We start from the raw sequence: 20,187 nt of genomic DNA on the forward strand, positions 1-20,187 counted from the left end.
TAGAAGCTGCCAGCCCCGTATTCAAAGCATCTGTTGAAGTGGCACGCTGTAATATTTGTAATATTTGCAACAACTGAAACAACTTTTCCGGAGCACTGAAACAACTGAAACCATTCTTTGATTGCACAGCCTCCGTTTCCTGCGCATGCTTCTCCTGTCCGGACATGGAGGATGTCTGGCGGGAGGAACAAGGTGAAGGCAGCAACCGTTCTGGCGGCTGCGCTCGGCTTCTGGCTGGGCGGCACCGCATTGGCAGAAGAAACCGGCCCTGCAGAAACCGGCCCTGCACCTGGCACACTCAACGTGCTTTGCGGTGTGGATGAGGACTGGTGCGCCACCATGAAAGCCGCGTTCGAGCGCCACTCCGGCCTTGAGATCACCATGACCCGGCTCAGCACGGGCGAAATCCTTGATGCCATCCGCAAGGACAGCGCAGCACCCACCGTCGACGTGTGGTGGGGCGGCACGGGCGACACCCATCTTCAGGCCGCCGCCGAAGGCCTGCTGGAGGCCTATACCTCTCCCCATGAAAAAGACCTGCTGCCCTGGGCGCAGAATTTTCATACCATGTCGGGCAGTCTCAGTTCGGGCGTATATGCGGGCGCCCTCGGCTTTGCCTATAACAGGGATCTTCTGGCACAGCGGCGCCTGCCTGCCCCTTCCTGCTGGAACGATCTGACCGATCCGGCCTACAGGGGTGAAATCCAGGCCGGAAATCCGGAAACCTCAGGCACTGCCTATACCGCGCTGGCCACACTGGTGCAGCTCTTCGGCGAAGACGAGGCCTTTGCCTATCTCGCAAGGCTTGGCACCAATGTCTCCAGCTACACGAAATCCGGCGCGGCACCCGTCAAGGCCGCCGCACGGGGGGATACGCTGATCGGCATTTCGTTCATCCACGATGCCGTCACTCAGAAGCTGGCGGGCTCCCCGCTGGTCATCGTCGCCCCCTGCGAGGGGACGGGCTACGAGATCGGCGCCGTCAGCCTCATCAAGGGATCCCGCAATCCGGAACTGGCCCGCGCCTTTGCCGATTTCACCCTCAGCCCCGAAGGGCAGGCGACCGGCGCACAGGCAGGCCAGAACCAGATCCCCGCAAACGCAAAGGCCGCTCTCCCGGCAGCCGCGCCGGATATCTCTCTCATGCGCATGGTCGATTACGACTTTGCCACCTTCGGTTCACCGGCAGAGCGAAGCCGCCTGCTCAAACGTTTCGCGCGGGAAGTGCCGCCAACACAATAGGCCTTCCTCGCACAAAACCGGTCCCGCACCGGCCAGTCTCAAGGATCTGACAACTGACTGGCGGGCCGCCAACAGGCGGGCCGCACGGGATAGCCATGTCCTGCGCCGCCCGCACTATCAAAACCGCCGCACCAAGGCGGATCATATCGGAGGAGAACCACCCATGAAGACTGCATCCGCATTCACGCTTCTTGCCCTTGCTGCCGGCACCGCCCTTTGCACTGGCACTGCGCAGGCCGCTGGAGACCTCAACCTCATCTGTTCTGCTGATGTGGTGATCTGCGAGCAGATGAAGGGCGATTTCGAGAAGGACCACGACATCAAGGTCAACATGGTGCGTCTCTCGTCGGGCGAGACCTATGCCAAGATCCGCGCCGAAGCCCGCAATCCGAAGACGGACATCTGGTGGGCCGGCACGGGCGATCCGCATCTTCAGGCCGCCTCTGACGGTCTGACGGAAGAATACAAGTCGCCAATGCTGGACCAGCTGCACACCTGGGCACAGAGCCAGGCGGAAAGCTCCGGTTACCGCACGGTCGGCATTTATGCCGGTGCACTTGGCTGGGGCTACAACACGGAAATCTTCGCCAAGAAGGGCCTTGCCGAACCCACCTGCTGGTCATCGCTGCTTGCCCCGGAACTGAAGGGCGAAATCCAGATGGCCAACCCGAACTCCTCCGGCACCGCCTACACCGCGCTGGCAACGCTGGTGCAGATCATGGGCGAGGACCGTGCCTTCGATTACCTCAAGAGCCTCAACGCCAATGTCTCCCAGTACACCAAATCCGGCTCGGCCCCGGTGAAGGCCGCCGCGCGCGGCGAGACCGGCCTTGGCATCGTCTTCATGCATGATGCCGTGTCAATGGTGTCCGAAGGCTTCCCCGTCAAGGTTGTCGCCCCCTGCGAAGGCACGGGTTACGAGATCGGCTCCATGTCCATCATCAAGGGCGCGAAGAACATGGAAAACGCCAAGATCTGGTACGACTGGGCCCTGAAGCCGGAAGTCCAGTCGCGCATGAAGGACGCCAAGTCCTTCCAGCTGCCGTCTAACAAGAGTGCCGAGATCCCCGAGGAAGCTCCCCGCTTCGAGCAGATCAAGCTGATCAACTACGACTTCGGCAAGTTCGGCAGCGCCGAAACCCGCAAGGCACTGCTGGAGCGCTGGGACCGGGAAATCGGCGCCATCGCGCAGTGACATCCGGCCTTTGAGCCTGCAGCACCCGGGTTTACCGCCCGGGTGCTGCATCCGGCATTCCTTCCCGCTTAAACGACAGGCAGTTTCCATGCAGACGAGCAACCGGCGACTGGACTTGCTTCTGGCCCTCGGCGCAGCCGCCCTCATTCTTTTGCCGTGGTACAGGGTCGAAGGCGGCTTCTTCGGCCTGGGCTGGATATCCAGCTTTCTCTCCACCCCTGATCTGGAACCAGGCCTGCTGCAGGCAGCCGCCAACGGCCGCCCGTGGGTTTTCGTGGCCATCGCGCTGTTTGCAGCAGGCGGCGCATCGCGCCTGATGAGCGCCCAGCCCGCCCGTGGCCGCCTTCTGGCGGTGGCAGGAGCCGCCGGGGTGCTTTTCATGAGCCTGCAAGGGCTTGCCATCGGTTTCACGGGCTGGAACTGGACCATCAGCGAAACCCTCTTCGGTGCGCTCTCCAACGGCCAGCCCGCCATGGGCGCAGGGGCAATCACGCTGACCACCGTCTTCGTGCTGATGGTCGCCTTCGGCTGCGCGGAACTGGGCGCCATGAAAGGCGATGCCTTCATCGCCGGGGCCATTTCGCTGCTGGTGTTTCTTGTCGCGGTCTTCGTCTTCTATCCCATCGGCAGCATGTTTGCCGGATCGGTGCAGGACTTCGACGGCTCGTTCAAGCCGGACGGCTTCCTGCGCAACGTGGTGGACCCCAGCATCTGGAGCCTTTCCTGCCTGACCGGAGACGGCCGCTGCGGCGTTGCCTGGCGCACCTTCTGGCTGGCCATCATGACGGGCCTTGGCTCCACGCTGCTCGGCCTTGCCTTTGCGCTGGCCGCCACCCGCACGCGCTTCCCGCTGAAGAAGGGGCTGCGCCTTATCACGGTGCTGCCGATCATCACGCCGCCCTTCGTCATCGGCCTTGCGCTGGTGCTGCTGTTCGGCCGCTCCGGAATTGTCACACAAGGCCTGTCGGATCTCTTCGGCATCGAGCCGGGCCGCTGGCTCTATGGCCTCACCGGCATCTGGATCGCGCAGGTGCTCTCCTTCACGCCCATCGCCTTCCTCGTGCTCATCGGCGTGGTGGAAGGAGTCAGCCCCTCGCTGGAAGAAGCCTCGCAAACCCTCAAGGCCGGCCGCTGGCGCACCTTCTGGCATGTGTCCCTGCCCCTGATGAAGCCGGGCCTCGCCAACGCCTTCCTCATCGGCTTCATCGAAAGCATGGCCGATTTCGGCAACCCGCTCGTGCTCGGCGGCAGCCATGGCGTGCTCTCGACCGAAATCTTCTTCGCCGTCGTCGGCTCGCAGAATGATCCCTCACGCGCTGCCGTGCTGGCGATGATCCTGCTTGGCTTCACCTTGACGGCCTTCCTTGCCCAGCGGTTCTGGCTGAAGGGCAAGAACTTCGCCACCGTCACCGGCAAGGGCGACAGCGGTTCGCACATTCCCCTGCCGAAGAGCGTTTCGCGCGTGGTCTATGCCATCGTGCTGCCGTGGATGGCCTTCACCCTGGTCATTTACGGCATGATCGTCTTCGGCGGCTTCGTGAAGACCTGGGGCCTCGACCACACGCTGACCCTTGCCCACTATGCCAAGGCCTTCTCTGTCAGCTTCGATGGCGGCAGCCTTGCCTGGACCGGCGTTGCGTGGAATTCCTTCTGGACGACCATCAAAATCGCCCTGCTGGCGGCTCCCCTGACGGCGGCTGTCGGCCTGCTGACGGCCTATATCATCGTCCGGCAGAAATTCGCAGGCCAGAACGCCTTCGAGTTTGCCCTGATGATGAGCTTTGCCATCCCCGGCACGGTGATCGGCATCAGCTACATCATGGCCTTCAACCTGCCGCCGCTGGAAATGACCGGGTCGGCACTGATCCTCATCGCCTGCTTCGTCTTCCGCAACATGCCTGTGGGCGTGCGCGGCGGCATTGCGGCCATGAGCCAGCTGGACAAGAGCCTTGACGAGGCCTCCCTGACGTTGCGGGCCACCAGCGCCCGGACCCTGCGCAAGGTGATCCTGCCGCTGCTGCGCCCGGCCATCACCGCTGCGCTGGTCTATTCCTTCGTGCGGGCCATCACCTCCATCAGCGCGGTGATCTTCCTCGTCAGCGCGGAATACAACATGGCCACGTCCTACATCGTCGGCCTCGTCGAAAACGGCGAGTACGGCGTCGCCATCGCCTATTCCTCGATGCTCATCGCCGTGATGATCACGGTCATTGCCGGGTTCCAGTTCCTCGTTGGCGAACGGCGCCTGCGCCGCGAGAACCGGGTTTCCGGCCTTGCAGCATCTTCCGAACTCAAGTCCGCTCAGGAGAAAACCGCATGACATCCCACAAGCCCGGCTCCGTGGTCTTCGAGCATGTGCGCAAGGACTTCGGCACTTTCACCGCCGTTCCCGATCTGTCACTGACGATCGAACCGGGAACCCTCGTCACCCTGCTCGGCCCTTCCGGCTGCGGCAAGACCACCACCTTGCGCATGCTGGCGGGGCTGGAGCACCCGACCGGGGGCAAGATCTTCATCGGCGGCAAGGACGTGACCATGCTGCCCGCCCATGCCCGTGACGTGTCGATGGTGTTCCAGTCCTATGCCTTGTTCCCGCACATGAGCGCCCTGGAGAACGTGGCCTATGGCCTTGAATCCTCCGGCATCAAGGGCAGGCAGGCCCGCGAGCGCGCCGAAGAGGGGCTGAAGCAGGTCGGCCTTGCCGGCATGGGCCACCGGCTGCCGGCGGAACTCTCCGGTGGCCAGCAGCAGCGTGTTGCCGTGGCCCGTGCGCTGGTGCTGGAGCCGCAGGTCCTGCTTCTCGACGAGCCCCTGTCCAACCTCGACGCCCGCCTGCGCCGCCGGGTGCGCACCGAGATCCGCGAATTGCAGCAGCGCCTCGGCTTCACCGCCGTCTATGTGACGCATGACCAGGACGAGGCGCTGGCCGTGTCGGACACGATCATCGTCATGAAGGATGGCCGCATCGCCCAGTCCGGCGCCCCGCGCGAGCTTTACGAGGCGCCCGCCTCCAGCTTCATCGCCGACTTCATGGGCGAGGCCAACGTGCTGCCCTGCGAGGTGATCGAGACCGATGGCACCAGCGCCCGCGTCCGCCTTGGCCCGCTGGAGCATCAGCTTTCCGCCACTGGGGCCAGAACCGGCAGCGTCCAGCTCGCCATCCGCCCCGGCGCCGTAAGCCTCGCTGCCGGAGAAGCCGCGCCGGGCAGCCTCCCCGGGCGCATTCTCACCTCGGCCTATCTCGGCGACCATGCCGAATATGAGGTGGAAACCGTTGCCGGGACGCTGTTTGTGGTAGACCATGAAACCCCATCCCCCCTGCCCGCCCGCACGGACGTGACCATCCGCCTGCGCCAGCGCGGCATTGCCCTCATCGCAGCCTGATCCTGCCAGTTAAAGGACACAGTCCCCGAAATGACCGCAGACCTGCATTCCGCCGCCATCGCCGACCGCTTCGATCTGGCCAGATCCATCGCAACCGAAGCCGCCGCCCTTGCGCTCGACTATTTCAACCGGCGCGAAACACTGGTGATCGAGACCAAGGCGAACCTTCAGGACGTTGTCTCCATCGCCGACCGCAATGTCGAAAAGCTCATCCGCGAAAGGGTTGCTGCCGCCTTCCCCGATGACGGTTTCCTCGGCGAGGAATACGGCCAGACGGGCGGCACTTCGCCCTACACATGGGTGGTGGACCCGATCGACGGCACGGCCCCCTTCGTCAACGGCCTGCCCACCTGGTGCGTTTCGATTGCCGTTGCCCGGGAGAGTGATCCGGTCATCGGCGTCATTCTCGCCCCCGTGCTGCAGGAGACTTTTGCCGCCGCCGAAGGCCATGGCGCCACACTCAACGGCAAGCCGCTGAAGCTCGACCCGTCCCGCACCATGCAGAACGGCCTCACCGGCATCAGCAGCAACAGCCATGTGACGCCCGAGCGCACCGGTGCAATCGTCACGGCGCTGACGGCTAGGGGCGGCAACATGATCCGCAACGGCTCGGGCGCGCTGATGCTGGCCTATGTTTCGGCCGGCCGGCTCGTCGGCTTCTACGAGCCTTACATGCACGCCTGGGACTGCATGGCCGGCTTCTGCCTTGTCAAGGAGGCTGGCGGCTTCCACGAACCCTTCCCCGCCACCGCCTTCGGCCTCGGCAAGGGCGCCCCTGTCATCGCAGCAGGACCGGGGGCAAAGGACGACATCTGGGCGCTGGCGCAGGTGTGACATAAACTTTCGTAAAACTTCCGCATCATCCGTCATGCCATGATCAAGTCATGGCATGACGAAGTACTAAATACCTACATCAACCTCCAAACACAAAGGCCGGGCATCGCTGCCCGGCCTTTGACGTTCATGATCTGACGCAGCGGTCAGATGAAGGCGCGGATGGCGCGTTCGACCCCGCGCAACTCGGCAAGGCCGCGCAGGCGGCCGATGGCCGGATAGCCGGGGTTGGAGGTCTTGCGCAGGTCATCCAGCAGCTGGTGCCCATGGTCGGGACGCATCGGCAGTTCGATGCCACGGCGGCGCTCGGCCAGAAGCACGGCCTTGATCACCGCAACCATGTCCACGTCGCCATCAAGGTGAGCGGCTTCATGGAAGCTGCGCGGATCGGCTTCGCGCTTGGTGGCACGCAGATGCAGGAAATGCACCCGGTCCGCATGGGCTTCGAACATCTCGACCAGATTGTTGTCCGGCCGCACGCCATAGGAGCCGGTGCAGAAGGTGAAGCCGTTGGCGGGGCTGTCCACCATCGCTGCAATCGCCTTCATGTCAGCGGCGGTGGAGACCACGCGCGGCAGGCCGAACAGCGGGCGCGGCGGATCATCGGGATGGATGGCGAGCACGACGCCCTCCTTCTCGGCCACGGGAATCACGATCTTCAGGAAGGCGGCAAGGTTGGCGCGCAGGCGCTCCGCATCGACTTCGGCATAGGTGGCAAGGCGGGCGCGGAAGCTGTCGAGCGAATAGCTCTCCTCGGCGCCGGGCAGGCCGGCGATGATGTTGGCCATCAGCTTGGCCACGTCAGCTTCGCTCATGGCCGCATGGGCGGCGCGGGCCTGGTCGATCTCCTGCGCGCTGTACTCAGCCTCGGCGCCTTCACGCTTCAGGATGAACAGGTCAAAGGCGGCGAAGGCATCGGCATCAAAGCGCAGGCAGCGGGCGCCGTCCGGCAGCTCATAGGCCAGATCCGTGCGGGTCCAGTCGATCACCGGCATGAAGTTGTAGCAGATCGTCCGGATGCCGCAGCGGGCGAGGTTCACCATGCTCTCCACCCAGGCTTCGGCGTAACGCTCCCAGCCCGGCGCGGCGGTCTTGATGTCCTCATGAACCGGAATGCTCTCGACCACGGACCAGGTGAGGCCAGCCGCCTCGATCACCGCCTTGCGCTCGAGAATGCGCTCCACCGGCCAGACCGTGCCATTGGGCTGGTCATGCAGGGCGGAAACGATGCCGGTGGCACCGGCCTGACGGATATCGGCGAGCGAGACGGGATCGGCCGGGCCGAACCAGCGCCATGTCTGTTCCATGGATGAGGTTCCTCAATTGGAGGCGGTTGGGGTCTTGGGAGGAAAGGCTGGAATGGCCTGCCTTGCGCCGCCGCAAGCAGGCCATTCCAGCAGAAACTCGGTTTACCGGGCCAATGCCCTTTGTCGGTGCGTCACTCCTTCCCCGTCCATGGCGCCATCAGGAAACAGCGGCTGCTGCGGGGCGGCTGTCGAAGAGATAGCCATCAAACTGCGGGTCATCCACGTCGGACAGTTCCATCAGGGTCTGGCGCACGTTTTCAAGGTGCTGCCACATCGCCTGCCTGGCTGCGCGCGGGTCACGGCACTGCAGGGCGGTAAGGATCGCCTGATGATCCTCCAGCCAGCGGTGCCGGTAGGTCCGGTCGAAGATGCGCGCATGCAGGCGGGCCCACATGGGGCTTTGTTCGCGCTTGCGCCACAGCTCGTCGATCATGTCGACCAGCACGCTGTTCTGGGTGGCTTCGGCAATGAGATGGTGGAACAGCTCGTCGCCTGAATAGTCACCCGTGTCCTCTGCGATGGCCCGGCGCTCCATCTCCATCGCCTCGCGCAGGCGCAGGATGTCGGCCTTGGTCACCGTGGTGGCTGCAAAGGCGGCGATGGAGCTTTCCAGCACCTGCCGCGCCTGCAGCAATTCGAAAGGGCCGATGTCTCCGCGCGTGCCGGTGTCGTCACCGGCGGGCACCTTCACCACATAGGTACCGGAGCCCTTGCGCACATCGACAAGGCCTTCGATTTCGAGCCTCAGGATCGCCTCGCGCACGATGGAGCGCGAAACACCCAGCTCGTCAGAAATCTGCCGCTCGGGCTTCATGCGGTCGCCGGGCTGATAGGTTCCCCCGGCCAGCTCCCGCCGCAGGGCCTCCGCCACCTCCTCGTAGCGCCGCCTGCCGGATGCCTCGATCATCTTCGTCCTCCATCCGGCGTCAGGCCCCGTTCATGTGGCCCTCTCCTCCTGCCGGTCTGCCTCTTCCCTCAAGTGTCCGGCAGACCGCCACCTTGCGTCAATTACACGATGCAGCGTATCTGCCCACCTTCCCCCTGAAACATAAGACGAATCCGGGTGCAGAACACCCGGATTCCAGTTGTCTTACTCGCCAGCGGCCTGAATGCGCTTGATGAGGTCGGCAACGCGCGGAGACTTGGCGGCAGCTTCCTCGATCATCGGCTTCACGGCTTCAGCGAACGGAGCCTTGTCGACGGCCACGAACTTCACGCCCATTTCCTTCTCCGCCTGCACCTTTCCGGCGGCAACCTGCTCGTTCCAGCTGGCGCGGTGCAGGTCCATGGACTCATGGGCAGCCTGCTTCAGGGCAGCCTTTTCCTCGTCGGACAGGGTATCCCAGGTCTGGGTGGAGACCAGCACCACGGACGGAACCATGGTGTGCTCGTCCTCGGAGAAGATCTTTGCGACTTCACCATGGCGGGCGGTGGTCAGAGCCAGCGGGTTGTTCTCGGCCCCGTCAACCACTCCCTGCTGCAGGGCGCTGTACAGCTCGCCATAGGCAATCGGGGTCGGGCTTGCGCCCATCAGCTCGACCATGCGGATAGCGGTCGGGCTCGGCTGCACGCGGATCTTCATGCCCTTCAGGTCGGCCGGGGACTTGATTTCCTTGTTGGCATAGAAGGAGCGCGCGCCTTCCACGTAGTAGGCGATGCCGATGAAGCCCTTGTCCTTGGAAGCTTCGAGAATGTCGGTGCCGATCTCGCCGGAGAACACCTTGTAGGCGTGCTCTTCGTCCTTGAACAGGAACGGCAGGTTCAGCGGCGTGTAGGATTCTTCGAAGGCTTCCAGCTCGCTGGCGTTGGAGCGGGCCATGTCGAGCGAACCGTTCTGCAGCATTTCCATGGATTCGCGCTGGTTGCCCAGCTGCGCATTCGCATAGATGCGGATCTTCAGGCTGCCGCTGGTCAGTTCATCGACGCGCTTGGCCATGAATTCCATCGACTTGTGCAGCGGATGGTCTTCCGGGTTGTTGTGGTTGAGCTTCAGGGTGCGGGCGTCGGCAGTTGCGGAAAAAGCCAGCAGGGCTGCACCAGCCAGAGCGCCGAGACGATAGGTCATACGCATGTCAAATTACCTCCCGATGATACTTCAGGATGCGCGCGGCGAGGAACCTCCCCCTGCCGGCCACATCGGAAACCGGCGGCACCCTCCGACCAGATTGGTTGATCAAAAAGGCCCGGCGCGCGACCAGAAATTTCGTCAAAGCACCGTCTTTGTCAACCTGTTTTGGAAATTGGTTGACCAATTCCCGGAAATAGGTTTTCTCTGACCAGCCGGTTATGGAGGCAATCCGCCTCATTTTCCGGCATTGTCTGGGGGCTTCAACACCGGGACAGTTGTCAGCAGCGGCGGCCCAACCGCCATACCGAACCGCAGCATGCTCCTGCCCAACGAGGCACCGGCTGCTGCCAGGACATGCGGACAACCGGTGCAGCAGACCGGCAGACCAAGATTGAAAGGCAGGCCGGGACATAAAAGGTCCCGGGAGGAAACCGGGGCAGGCTGCCTGCCCCACTTGGAGGACATGCAGCCATGCATGCACTGAAAGCCCACGTTGACCGCGTGCTGGGCCTGTTCATCGCCGCGATGTTTGCCGTCATGACGGTTTGCGTCGTCTGGCAGGTGCTTTCCCGATACGTATTGCCGACCCCAAGCGTCATCATGGAAAGCATCGCACGCGTTCTGTTCATCTGGGTCGGCCTGATCGGTGCGGCCTATACTCTGGGCCAGCGCAAGCATCTGGCGATCGACTTCCTGATCCAGATGTCATCCCGGAAAGCCGCCCGCAACCTTGCGCTGCTGGTCACGGCCCTGATCGCGGCCTTTGCCGCCATCGTGATGGTCAAGGGCGGCATGGCGCTTGTGCAGCGGACGCTGTCTTCCGGCCAGATCGTTCCTGTCCTCAACATTCTGATGGGCTACGTCTACGCAGCCGTCCCCATTTCCGGCGGCCTGATGCTCTACTACTGCGCCGATTTCGCCGCAGGGCTCCTCACAGGCCGTTACGCCCCCGTTGAAGATCTCGACGCCGATGCCTCATCCGGCGCAGAACCGGGCAAAGGATAAGCGACGATGGAAACCGAATTGATGAGCGCCATCACCCTGTTTGGCGCATTCTTCCTGCTCATGTTCATCGGCGTTCCGATTGCCTTTGCAATCGGCATCTCGACGGTCCTGACCTTCACCCTGTTCCTGACCTACGACCAGTCGATCAACAACACGGCGCAGCAGCTGGCCTCGGGCCTCGATACATTCACGCTCCTGGCCGTGCCCTTCTTCATTCTGGCGGGCAACATCATGAACCGGGGCGGCATCGCCTTGCGTCTCATCGAGCTCGCCAAGGTTCTTGGCGGCCGCCTGCCGGGCTCGCTGGCCCACTGCAACGTGCTGGCCAACATGATGTTCGGCTCGATCTCCGGCTCGGCCGTGGCCGCAGCGGCAGCCGTTGGCGGCGTCATGGCACCACTGCAGAAGAAGGAAGGCTATGACCCGGCGTTTTCCGCTGCCGTCAACATTGCCTCCTGCCCGACCGGCCTGCTGATTCCGCCCTCCACCACCTTCATCGTCTTCTCGCTGATTTCCGGCGGCACCTCGATTGCAGCGCTGTTTGTCGCAGGTTACGTGCCGGGCATCCTCATGGGGCTCGGCATCATGCTCGTCGCCGGTATCGTGGCGAAGAAGCGCGGCTATCCGGTCGCTCCGCGCCCAAGCTGGAGGGAAGTGATCCGGAAGACCGGCGATGCACTGCTTCCGCTTGGGCTGATCATTGTCATCATGGGCGGCATCATCAGGGGCATCTTCACGCCCACCGAGGCGTCGGCCGTCGCTGTGGTCTATACGCTGCTGCTGGCTCTCGTCTGGTACCGGGAAATCAGCATCCGCGACCTGCCGGGGATCATGATCGAGTCCGCCGTCACCACATCCATCGTGCTGCTGATGGTCGGCTGCTCCATCGCCATGTCCCGCGTCATGGCCTTTGCCGACATTCCCTACACCATCTCCGACCTGCTGCTGTCGCTGTCCGAGAACCCGCTGGTGCTGCTGCTGATCATCAACATCGCCCTGCTGGTCGTCGGCATGTTCATGGACATGACGCCCGCACTGCTGATCTTCACCCCCATCTTCCTGCCGGTGGTGAAGGATCTGGGCATGGACCCGGTCCACTTCGGCGTGATGATGACCTTCAACCTCTGCCTTGGCATCTGCACCCCGCCCGTCGGCTCTGCATTGTTCGTCGGCTGCTCCGTGGCCAAGGTCTCGATCGCCCGCGTCCTGCGCCCGCTGCTGCCGATGATGGCCATGCAGTTCGCCGTGCTGCTGCTGATCACCTATGTTCCGGACCTGAGCCTGGCGCTGCCGCGCCTGCTGCTGGGTTATGGCGGCTGACGCTGGAGACAAGTCATGAAAACGCTTGAGACATTCACCCTCACCCGTTCCATCGAGGCCGGCATCGAGCTGGCCGTCGAAGGCCGCCACGTGATGACCGTGGAAGTGCTGGAAGACGCCCTGTTCCGCGTGCAGCTGCGTAAGAACGGAGACTTCCGCCTCGGCCGCAGCTGGACCGTAGCGCCCAAGCCCGAAGGCACGGCCACCCCTTGCGAAACCCCGTGGGAAGGCCGCTCGCGGCGTGACCTTTCGGGTTTCTCCTGCCCGGCCTTCAAGCTGACCGACAATGGCGAGGCCGGCATCGTCATCACCACGGACAAGCTCCGCCTCACCATCACGAAGCCGCTCACTTTCGTCTGGGAAGCGAAGCAGGCCGATGGCAGCTTCCTCGTCTTTGCCGAAGACCGCCCCACCGGCGCCTATCTGCTGGACGTGAAGTCTCACGCCCATGCCCATTTCCTGCTGCGCAAGACCGGCGAGCGGGTCTACGGCCTTGGCGAAAAGGCAGGCGACGTGGAGCGCTCCGGCCGCCGCTTCGAGATGCGCAACCTCGATGCCATGGGCTATGACGCCCGCTCGACGGACCCGCTCTACAAGCACTGGCCCTTCAGCATCACCCGCACGGCCTCGGCCGGTGCCTTCGGCATCTTCTACGATAACCTTGCAGGCAGCTGGTTCGATCTCGGCAACGAGCTGGACAACTACCACAAGCCCTACCGCGCCTACCGTGCCGAAGACGGCGACCTCGACTATTACATGAGCTGGGGTGCCTCGATTCTGGATGTGGTCAAGGCCAATGTCCGCCTCACTGGCGGCACCGCCTTCCCGCCGCTGTGGACCATCGGCTACTCCGGCTCGACGATGCATTACACAGATGCAGAGAACGCGCAGGAGCAGCTGGAAGGCTTCGTCCGGCTGGTGGAAGAACACGACATCCCCTGCGACAGCTTCCAGCTGTCCTCGGGCTACACCTCCATCGGCCTGAAGCGCTACGTCTTCAACTGGAACACGGCCAAGGTGCCGGACCCGGCGGGCATGTCGGCGAAATTCGCCTCCGCCGGTCTGCATCTGGCGGCCAACATCAAGCCCTGCCTGCTGCAGGACCACCCGATGTTCGCCGATGTGGCGGCGAAGAAACTCTTCGTTCTCGACAGCGAGAGCGACACGCCCGCCCGCTCCGTGTTCTGGGATGACGAAGGCGCACACCTTGACTTCACCAACCCGGAAACCATCGCCTGGTGGCAGCAGAACGTGACCGAAAAGCTGCTTGGTTACGGCATCAACTCCACCTGGAACGACAACAACGAATACGAGATCTGGGACAGCCACGCCCGCTGCAACGGCTTCGGCGAGACCATCGACATCGGTCTCATCCGCCCGCTGATGCCAGTGCTGATGACCCGCGCCAGCTACGAGGCACAGGTGCGCCACCAGCCGGATGTGCGCCCCTATCTCATCTCCCGTTCCGGCGCACCGGGGCTGCAGCGCTACGCCCAGACATGGTCCGGTGATAACCGCACCGCCTGGGAAACCGTGCGCTACAACACCCGCATGGGCCTCGGCATGTCGCTGTCCGGCCTCTACAACATCGGCCATGACGTGGGCGGCTTTGCCGGTCCGCGTCCCGAGCCGGAGCTGTTTGTCCGCTGGGTGCAGAACGGCATCTTCCATCCGCGCTTCACCATCCATTCCTGGAACGACGACCGCACGGTCAACGAGCCCTGGATGTTCCCGGAAGTGACGGACCACATCCGCGACGCGATCAAGTTCCGCTACCGCCTGCTGCCGTACCTTTATACGGTGCTGCATGCGGCGGTGACGGCCGACGAGCCGATGCTGCGCCCGACCTTCCTCGACCACGAAAGCGACGCACGCACCTTCGCCGAGAGCGACGAGTTCCTGATCGGCCGTGACCTGCTGGTGGCAAGCGTCATGGACAAGGGTGCCACGTCCCGCAGGCTATATCTGCCGGAGAACGGCACAGGCTGGTGGAACTTCTGGACCGGCGAGTGGTATGCAGGCGGTCAGGAACTCACCCTGCCCGTCACGCTCGGCTCCATGCCGCTGTTCGTGCGTGCAGGCAGCGTGCTGCCGCTGGCCGAAGGCCTGACCCGCGCCGACAGCCGCAAGGACACGGCCCGCACCTTCGCCATCTTCCCGGCACAAGGAGCAGCTTCCAGCGTCAGTCATGAATATGCGGACGACGGCTTTGCCGCCAACGCGCTGGACGGTAACCATGCCCTGATCCGCATGGAACTGACCAGCGATGCAGACAGCATCAGCCTCACCCTCTCCCGCACGGGCGCCTACTCCCCGGCATGGACAGAGGCGAAGGTGATCCTGCCGGCAGGTGAAACGCGCAAGCTGAGCGTCAATGGCGTCGCGGCAGCAAACGGCGCCACCGTCACCGTTCCGGCTGCCTGACGTCAAAGGCGGGCGGAAGCGTCCGCCGCAAGAACCCCGGCGGTCCGAGGACCGCCACAACAAGAAGAGCACGGGCACCGGCCCTGCCGGCAAACCCGGGCCTTTTTTCAAGGTCCTCCCAAGACGCACCTTGGCGCGGATGACCCCGGTCATCCGCGCTTTCTTTTTGTCCCGGGGGACAAGGCTGGCAGGGCAGAAAACCGTGAACGAACGCCCCGCATAGGCTGCGGCTCAAAAAACTCACAGGCCCACAAAATATGAGTTTTAGAGTCTTGTTTGCTTCAGCGCGTGCAGTTACAAGGCGCCAGCTTCAACAGCTTGGCCGGAACACCCCCATGAAATCTCTTCTGATCGCCTCGAGCGTCGCCGCTTGCCTTGCCGCCACGGCAACGGCAGCCTCCGCTGCACAGACCCGGTATCCGCTGACCATCGAGAATTGCGGCGTGCCGGTCACCTTCACCAAGGCACCGGATCGGGCCATCGGCCTTGGCCAGAACAGCGCGGAAATCCTGCTGCTGCTCGGCCTTGAGGACAAGATGGCCGGCACCGCTTTCTGGCCCAGCAAGGTGATGCCGCAGCTGGCTGACGCCAATGCCAAGGTGAAGCTGCTGACGGTTGAGTTCCCCACCTTCGAATCCATCCTCGCCGAAAACCCGGATTTTGTCGCAGCCGCCCTGCCCAGCCTGCTTGGCCCGGACAGCAAGGTTGCCAAGCGCGAAGATTTCGAAAAGGTTGGCGTTCCCGCCTATCTGTCGCCCGGCACGTGCCTGAAGACTGCAGGCGGCAAGGACGTTTACGGCAGCCGTGACAAGCTGTGGAACATGGATGTCCTGTTCCAGGAAATTGACGAGCTGTCGCAGATCTTCGACGTGGCAGACCGTGGCCAGGCGCTGATCGCCGACCTGAAGTCCCGTGAGGCAGCCCTGCGCTCCTCCGTCAGCACCAGCGGCGAAAAGCTGTCCTATGTCTTCTGGTTCTCCAGCCAGTCCCCCACGGCAGATGCCTATGTCGGCGGCAAGTACAGCGCTTCGGGCTATATCGCCGATGTGCTGGGCGGCGTGAACGCGATCACGGCGGAAGCCGAATGGCCGACCATCGGCTGGGAAGGCATCATTGCTGCCAATCCCTCAGTCATCGTCGTGTCGCGTCTTGACCGGAACCGCTGGGAACTCGACAAGGCTGATGCCAAGATCAAGTTCCTGACCACAGACCCGGCCACCAGCCAGATGCCGGCGGTAAAGAACAACGCCATCGTCGTCATGGACGGCCAGGCTATGAATCCGACCGTCCGCACCATTTATGGTGCCGAAGAGGTTGCCCAGCAGCTGAAAGAGCGCGGTCTGCTGAAGTGACATCGTCATCGCAGGCATTGCGTCAGGGCGTGACGGTTACCGCGGCAGTCTTCCTGTCGCTTCTGGTGGTGCTGTTCGCGGTAGCGGTCAGCGTCGGGATCGGTGATCTGCCGATCCCCGTGTCCACTACGTTCCTGGCGATCACCAACAAGCTCGGCTGGACGACAGCCGGGCTTAACCGCATTCATGAGACGGTGATCTGGGATTACCGGCTCAGCCGTGCGCTGGTTGCCGCCTTCTGCGGCGCAGGCCTTGCCCTGTCCGGCGCAATCATGCAGTCGCTGCTGCGCAATCCTCTGGCCGAACCCTATGTGCTGGGCATTTCGGCGGGCGCCTCCACCGGTGCCGTGGGTGTGGTCATTCTCGGGCTCGGGTCGGGAGCCGTCTCGCTCTCCGCTGGCGCTTTTGCCGGTGCCTTTGCCGCCTTTCTCTTCGTCGCACTGCTGTCCAACGGCACCAGAGGCGGTGCTGACCGCACCATCCTGGCCGGCGTTGCCGCTTCCCAGCTTTTCAATGCGGCAACATCCTATGTCGTGACAACCTCGGGCAATGCCCAGCAGGCGCGCGACATCATGTTCTGGCTGCTGGGGAGCTTCGGTGGCGTGCGCTGGCCGGAATTTGCGCTGGTGTCCGCCGTCGTCGGCATTGGCCTCATCGCCTGCCTCGCCTATTCGCGGATCCTGGATGCCTTTGCCTTTGGTGATGAATCGGCCGCAGCGCTCGGCGTCAACGTCAGCCGCGCCCGCCTCAGCCTGTTCTGCCTGACCGCGCTTCTCACCGCCACCATCGTCAGCATGGTGGGCTCCATCGGCTTCGTCGGGCTGGTCATTCCCCATGCAGCACGCTTCCTTGTGGGGCCGCTGCACATCCGGCTGCTGCCGGCCTGCGCCATTGGCGGGGCCATCTTCATGGTGCTGGCGGACATTGCCTCGCGCCTGCTCATCCCGCAGCAGGTTCTGCCGATCGGCGTCGTGACGGCCCTTGTCGGCGTGCCGGTCTTCTCCATCATCCTCTACCGTTTCCAGCGTGCATCATGAGCATCAGGTCTGAAAACATTGCCTGGAAGATTGGCGCCAAAACCGTTTTGGAGGACATATCCTTCGAGGCAAGGCCCGGCGAAATGCTGGGGCTGCTGGGGCCGAACGGCTCAGGCAAGACCTCGCTGCTGCGCCTGCTGGCGGGGCTCAAGCAGCCCCATTCCGGCCGCGTGCTGCTGGAAGACCGGGACATTCAAAAGATCTCCCGCAAGACGGTGGCCCAGCGTGTGGCTTTCGTCGAACAGCACGCCACCACCAACGCCAATCTCAAGGTTGAGGACGTGGTCAAGCTCGGCCGCTTCCCGCACCGCTCCATGTTCTCCGGCTGGACAAAGGCCGATGAACACGCGGTGGAAGAGGCGCTGGAGCGCTCCGGCATGGCCGCCAAGCGGCACGAGCGCTGGCAGCATCTCTCGGGCGGCGAAAAGCAGCGCGCCCACATCGCCCGCGCCCTGGCCCAGAGCCCGCGCGAACTGATCCTTGATGAGCCGACCAACCATCTGGACATCCAGCACCAGATCAGCCTGCTGAAGCTCATTGCAGGCCTGCCCGTCACCAGCATCATCGCGCTGCATGACCTCAACCACGCCGCGATGTTCTGCGACCGCATCATCGTGCTGGAACAGGGCCGCATCGTCGCCAATGGCACGCCCGCAGAGATCCTGACCGAAGACCTGCTTCGCTGCGTCTTCTGCGTCAGAGCCCACGTCAGCCCCTCCGACCACCATAAAGGCCCGCATATCCAGTTTCTGAAGTAGCAGAGGAGCCCCCTCTGGCAATCGCTCATACCAAGGCTATGAACACTGACGCGTAACGCCTTGCAATTGCTCAGGCCGTATGGGCTTGACCAGCTCTTGACGGGTCAAGCTCATTGAAAGTTGGTAGCTTGGTAGCACCGGCACAGCCCGGTCAGGGCTGCCAGCCGCCGTAGAGCGGATGGTCTGCGGAGAGCGGCAATCTGACGAGGCCTTCGCCGCGCGCAGAAGCATAAAGCGCCGTCATCAGTTCCACCGAATGGCGCGCCTCGGCCAGGCTGGGCAGGTAGAGATCCGGCTGGCCGCTGAGCCTTGCGTGAATGTCGGCAAGCTGGCCGGCATAGCGCAGCGGCGGTTCGGCTGCGGCAGCCACGACGGCATCGATTTCCGCCTGACGGGCCGGATCCGTGGCCTCGAACGTCCAGGGACCGGCCCCGATCTGATAGGGATGCGTGCCGGATGTCGCGGTCACATGCTCGAAACAGGCACGGAAGCGGGACGAATTTCCTGCCGCCCCCACCGTCACCGAGGATGTGGCCAGCGCACCACTTTCAAGCCGCAGGATGATGGCGGCGCAGTCTTCCGTCTCGATCGGGTTCACCCGCGTCTCAAGGAAGGCCGCCACCTCCTGCACGTCACCCATGAGGAAGGTGGCAAGGTTGTGGGCATGGCAGGCATGGCTGACGATGACGCCGCCCATCTCGCCCGCCCAGGTGCCGCGCCAGGCCGGCGCGTAATAGGCTGCCCCGCGCTGCCAGTGGGTCTCGATGGACAGCGTATAGGCCTTGCCCAGCAGGCCGGCCTGCTTCAGCGCATGGACGCCCCGGTAGCCGGCGCCGTAGCGGTACTGGAACACCGGAAACACATGGCGGCCTGCCTGTTCTGCCGCCGCGATGATCTCGTCCACCTCGCGCAGGGAACCGGCCAGCGGCTTTTCGCAGATGGCATGTTTGCCCGCGGCCAGCACCTTGAGCGTCACCGCATGATGCAGGCGCGGCGGCAGGCAGATAGCGGCAATCTCCACCTCAGGATCCGCCAGCACTTCGGCCATGTCCGTCACTGCCTTGCAACCCGGCGCGGCGCTGGCAGCCTCTTCCGCCCGCGCCCTGTCCAGATCGCAGACGTAAAGCAGGCGGTAGTGATCCGGCAGACCGGCGATGGCCAGCGCATGCGCCTTGCCGATGCCGGCCCCCAGAACGGCAATACCTATGGGACGGCTCATTCTGCAGTCTCCCCCTGTCCTGCCGCTTCCGCCATCTGCTGTGCTGTCAGGGCCAGTTCCGTTGCCAGAAAGGCGTGCGCCTGCGGCATCGCGCTTTCGCCCCGCGCCAGGATGTCCGCGCAAAGCGCCGCGAAATAGGGCTTCCCGGCCCCTTCGGCGTTGAGATATTGCGTTCCGCTGCGGTCTGACAGGAACACGTGATCCTTGCCGGGGCGGCCCGCGATATCGATGTATTTGCGCAGCTCGATGAAGCCTTCAGTGCCCAGAATGGTCATGCGTCCATCACCCCAGACCGGCAGGCCATCCGGCGTCAGCCAGTCCACCCGGGCATATCCGCGCCCGCCGCTCCCCTCCAGCAGCACTTCGCCGAAGTCCTGAAAACCGGGCCGCTCCGCATTGGCCACATTGCCCGCGTGGGCGCTGACCACCCTTGCGGCGGTGGAGCCGGTGAAGAACAGGAACTGGTCAAATTGATGCGCGCAGATATCCGTAAGAATGCCGCCGGAGCGCTCGCGGGACCAGAACCAGTCCGGGCGTGTTGGCGCATTCAGCCGGTGGGGCCCAAGACCAACGGTCTGCACCACCTTGCCGATCCGCCCTTCGGCGATCAATTGCCCGGCCAGCGTTGCGCTTTCCACCTGCAGGCGCTCGGAGAAGCAGACGGACCAGATCCGCCCGGTTTCCGCCTGCGCCTGCCGGATCTGTGCCAGCTGCTCCAGCGAGGTGCAGCCCGGCTTGTCCACCATCACGTCCTTGCCGTGGCGCATGGCGGCAATGGCGATCCGCGCCCTGTCGGCATTCACCGCCGCGCTCAGGATGATATCAAGGCTGCCATCCTCCAGAACGGCGGCCTCCTCGCGCTGCGGCACGTCAGGAAACAGGCTGCGGAAGGCGGCGCGCTCTGCGTCACCCGTGTCTACGCCCGTGCTCCAGGCAACGATCTGCGCACCTGCCGCGCGCATGGATGCGGCCATGCCGAGAATATGGCCATGGTCAACGCCGATGACGCCAACCCGGATCGCCCGTTCCATGACGGCCTCCC

16 protein-coding genes are annotated in these 20,187 nt (G+C 63.7%); 11 read left to right on the forward strand and 5 right to left on the reverse strand.

Annotated features, from left to right (window positions below):
- Nucleotides 1–171 precede the first annotated feature (171 nt).
- From ASC48_RS02135 to ASC48_RS02155, 5 genes are all read left to right on the forward strand, one after another.
- The gene (locus tag ASC48_RS02135; protein ID WP_141658848.1) at nt 172–1,242 is read left to right on the forward strand and encodes an ABC transporter substrate-binding protein; all 1,071 of its coding nucleotides are present in this window, start codon (nt 172–174) and stop codon (nt 1,240–1,242) included.
- Nucleotides 1,243–1,405: 163 nt separating this feature from the next.
- On the forward strand, nt 1,406–2,437 hold the full coding sequence (locus ASC48_RS02140; RefSeq protein WP_055454145.1) for an ABC transporter substrate-binding protein: 1,032 nt from the start codon (nt 1,406–1,408) through the stop codon (nt 2,435–2,437).
- A gap of 88 nt (nt 2,438–2,525) precedes the next feature.
- The gene (locus tag ASC48_RS02145) at nt 2,526–4,757 is read left to right on the forward strand and encodes an ABC transporter permease (protein WP_055454146.1); all 2,232 of its coding nucleotides are present in this window, start codon (nt 2,526–2,528) and stop codon (nt 4,755–4,757) included.
- Nucleotides 4,754–5,821: an ABC transporter ATP-binding protein gene (locus tag ASC48_RS02150; protein ID WP_055454147.1), complete on the forward strand. Its 1,068-nt coding sequence runs from the start codon at nt 4,754–4,756 to the stop codon at nt 5,819–5,821. Before ASC48_RS02145 ends, ASC48_RS02150 begins: the two co-directional genes overlap by 4 nt.
- 30 nt (nt 5,822–5,851) lie before the next feature.
- Nucleotides 5,852–6,655, forward strand: a complete 804-nt coding sequence (locus tag ASC48_RS02155; RefSeq protein ID WP_055454148.1) for an inositol monophosphatase family protein — start codon at nt 5,852–5,854, stop codon at nt 6,653–6,655.
- Nucleotides 6,656–6,801: 146 nt separating this feature from the next.
- Here the strand turns inward: ASC48_RS02155 and uxuA are convergent, their stop codons facing one another.
- The 3 genes from uxuA to ASC48_RS02170 form a co-directional block, all read right to left on the reverse strand.
- A complete protein-coding gene (gene uxuA, locus ASC48_RS02160; protein WP_055454149.1) occupies nt 6,802–7,962 on the reverse strand; it encodes a mannonate dehydratase in 1,161 nt (386 codons plus the stop codon).
- Nucleotides 7,963–8,119: 157 nt separating this feature from the next.
- The gene (locus ASC48_RS02165) at nt 8,120–8,869 is read right to left on the reverse strand and encodes an FCD domain-containing protein (RefSeq protein WP_050474592.1); all 750 of its coding nucleotides are present in this window, start codon (nt 8,867–8,869) and stop codon (nt 8,120–8,122) included.
- A gap of 183 nt (nt 8,870–9,052) precedes the next feature.
- Nucleotides 9,053–10,033 (reverse strand): TRAP transporter substrate-binding protein, encoded by a 981-nt coding sequence (locus tag ASC48_RS02170; RefSeq protein ID WP_055454150.1) that lies wholly within the window; start codon nt 10,031–10,033, stop codon nt 9,053–9,055.
- 468 nt (nt 10,034–10,501) lie between these two features.
- Between ASC48_RS02170 and ASC48_RS02180 the strand changes: the two genes are divergently transcribed.
- The 6 genes from ASC48_RS02180 (at nt 10,502) to ASC48_RS02205 (ending at nt 17,926) form a co-directional block, all read left to right on the forward strand.
- Entirely contained in the window at nt 10,502–11,035 is a 534-nt protein-coding gene (locus tag ASC48_RS02180) for a TRAP transporter small permease (RefSeq protein WP_055454152.1), read from the forward strand.
- A gap of 6 nt (nt 11,036–11,041) precedes the next feature.
- The gene (locus ASC48_RS02185) at nt 11,042–12,355 is read left to right on the forward strand and encodes a TRAP transporter large permease (RefSeq protein ID WP_055454153.1); all 1,314 of its coding nucleotides are present in this window, start codon (nt 11,042–11,044) and stop codon (nt 12,353–12,355) included.
- A gap of 15 nt (nt 12,356–12,370) precedes the next feature.
- On the forward strand, nt 12,371–14,779 hold the full coding sequence (locus ASC48_RS02190; RefSeq protein ID WP_055454154.1) for a glycoside hydrolase family 31 protein: 2,409 nt from the start codon (nt 12,371–12,373) through the stop codon (nt 14,777–14,779).
- A 335-nt stretch (nt 14,780–15,114) separates the two neighbouring features.
- A complete protein-coding gene (locus tag ASC48_RS02195) occupies nt 15,115–16,131 on the forward strand; it encodes an ABC transporter substrate-binding protein (RefSeq protein WP_055454155.1) in 1,017 nt (338 codons plus the stop codon).
- A 29-nt stretch (nt 16,132–16,160) separates the two neighbouring features.
- Nucleotides 16,161–17,168: a FecCD family ABC transporter permease gene (locus tag ASC48_RS02200; RefSeq protein ID WP_244269980.1), complete on the forward strand. Its 1,008-nt coding sequence runs from the start codon at nt 16,161–16,163 to the stop codon at nt 17,166–17,168.
- Nucleotides 17,165–17,926: an ABC transporter ATP-binding protein gene (locus ASC48_RS02205; protein WP_055454157.1), complete on the forward strand. Its 762-nt coding sequence runs from the start codon at nt 17,165–17,167 to the stop codon at nt 17,924–17,926. Before ASC48_RS02200 ends, ASC48_RS02205 begins: the two co-directional genes overlap by 4 nt.
- A 151-nt stretch (nt 17,927–18,077) precedes the next feature.
- Here ASC48_RS02205 and ASC48_RS02210 read toward each other — a convergent pair whose 3' ends face one another.
- Together ASC48_RS02210 and ASC48_RS02215 are read right to left on the reverse strand one after the other, a co-directional pair.
- Entirely contained in the window at nt 18,078–19,145 is a 1,068-nt protein-coding gene (locus tag ASC48_RS02210; RefSeq protein WP_055454158.1) for a Gfo/Idh/MocA family protein, read from the reverse strand.
- Nucleotides 19,142–20,176: a Gfo/Idh/MocA family protein gene (locus tag ASC48_RS02215; RefSeq protein ID WP_055454159.1), complete on the reverse strand. Its 1,035-nt coding sequence runs from the start codon at nt 20,174–20,176 to the stop codon at nt 19,142–19,144. The genes ASC48_RS02210 and ASC48_RS02215 overlap by 4 nt, the downstream gene beginning before the upstream one ends.
- Nucleotides 20,177–20,187: the final 11 nt, after the last annotated feature.

It is taken from the genome of Pannonibacter indicus (genome assembly GCF_001418225.1).
Taxonomy (GTDB): Bacteria; Pseudomonadota; Alphaproteobacteria; order Rhizobiales; family Stappiaceae; genus Pannonibacter; species Pannonibacter indicus.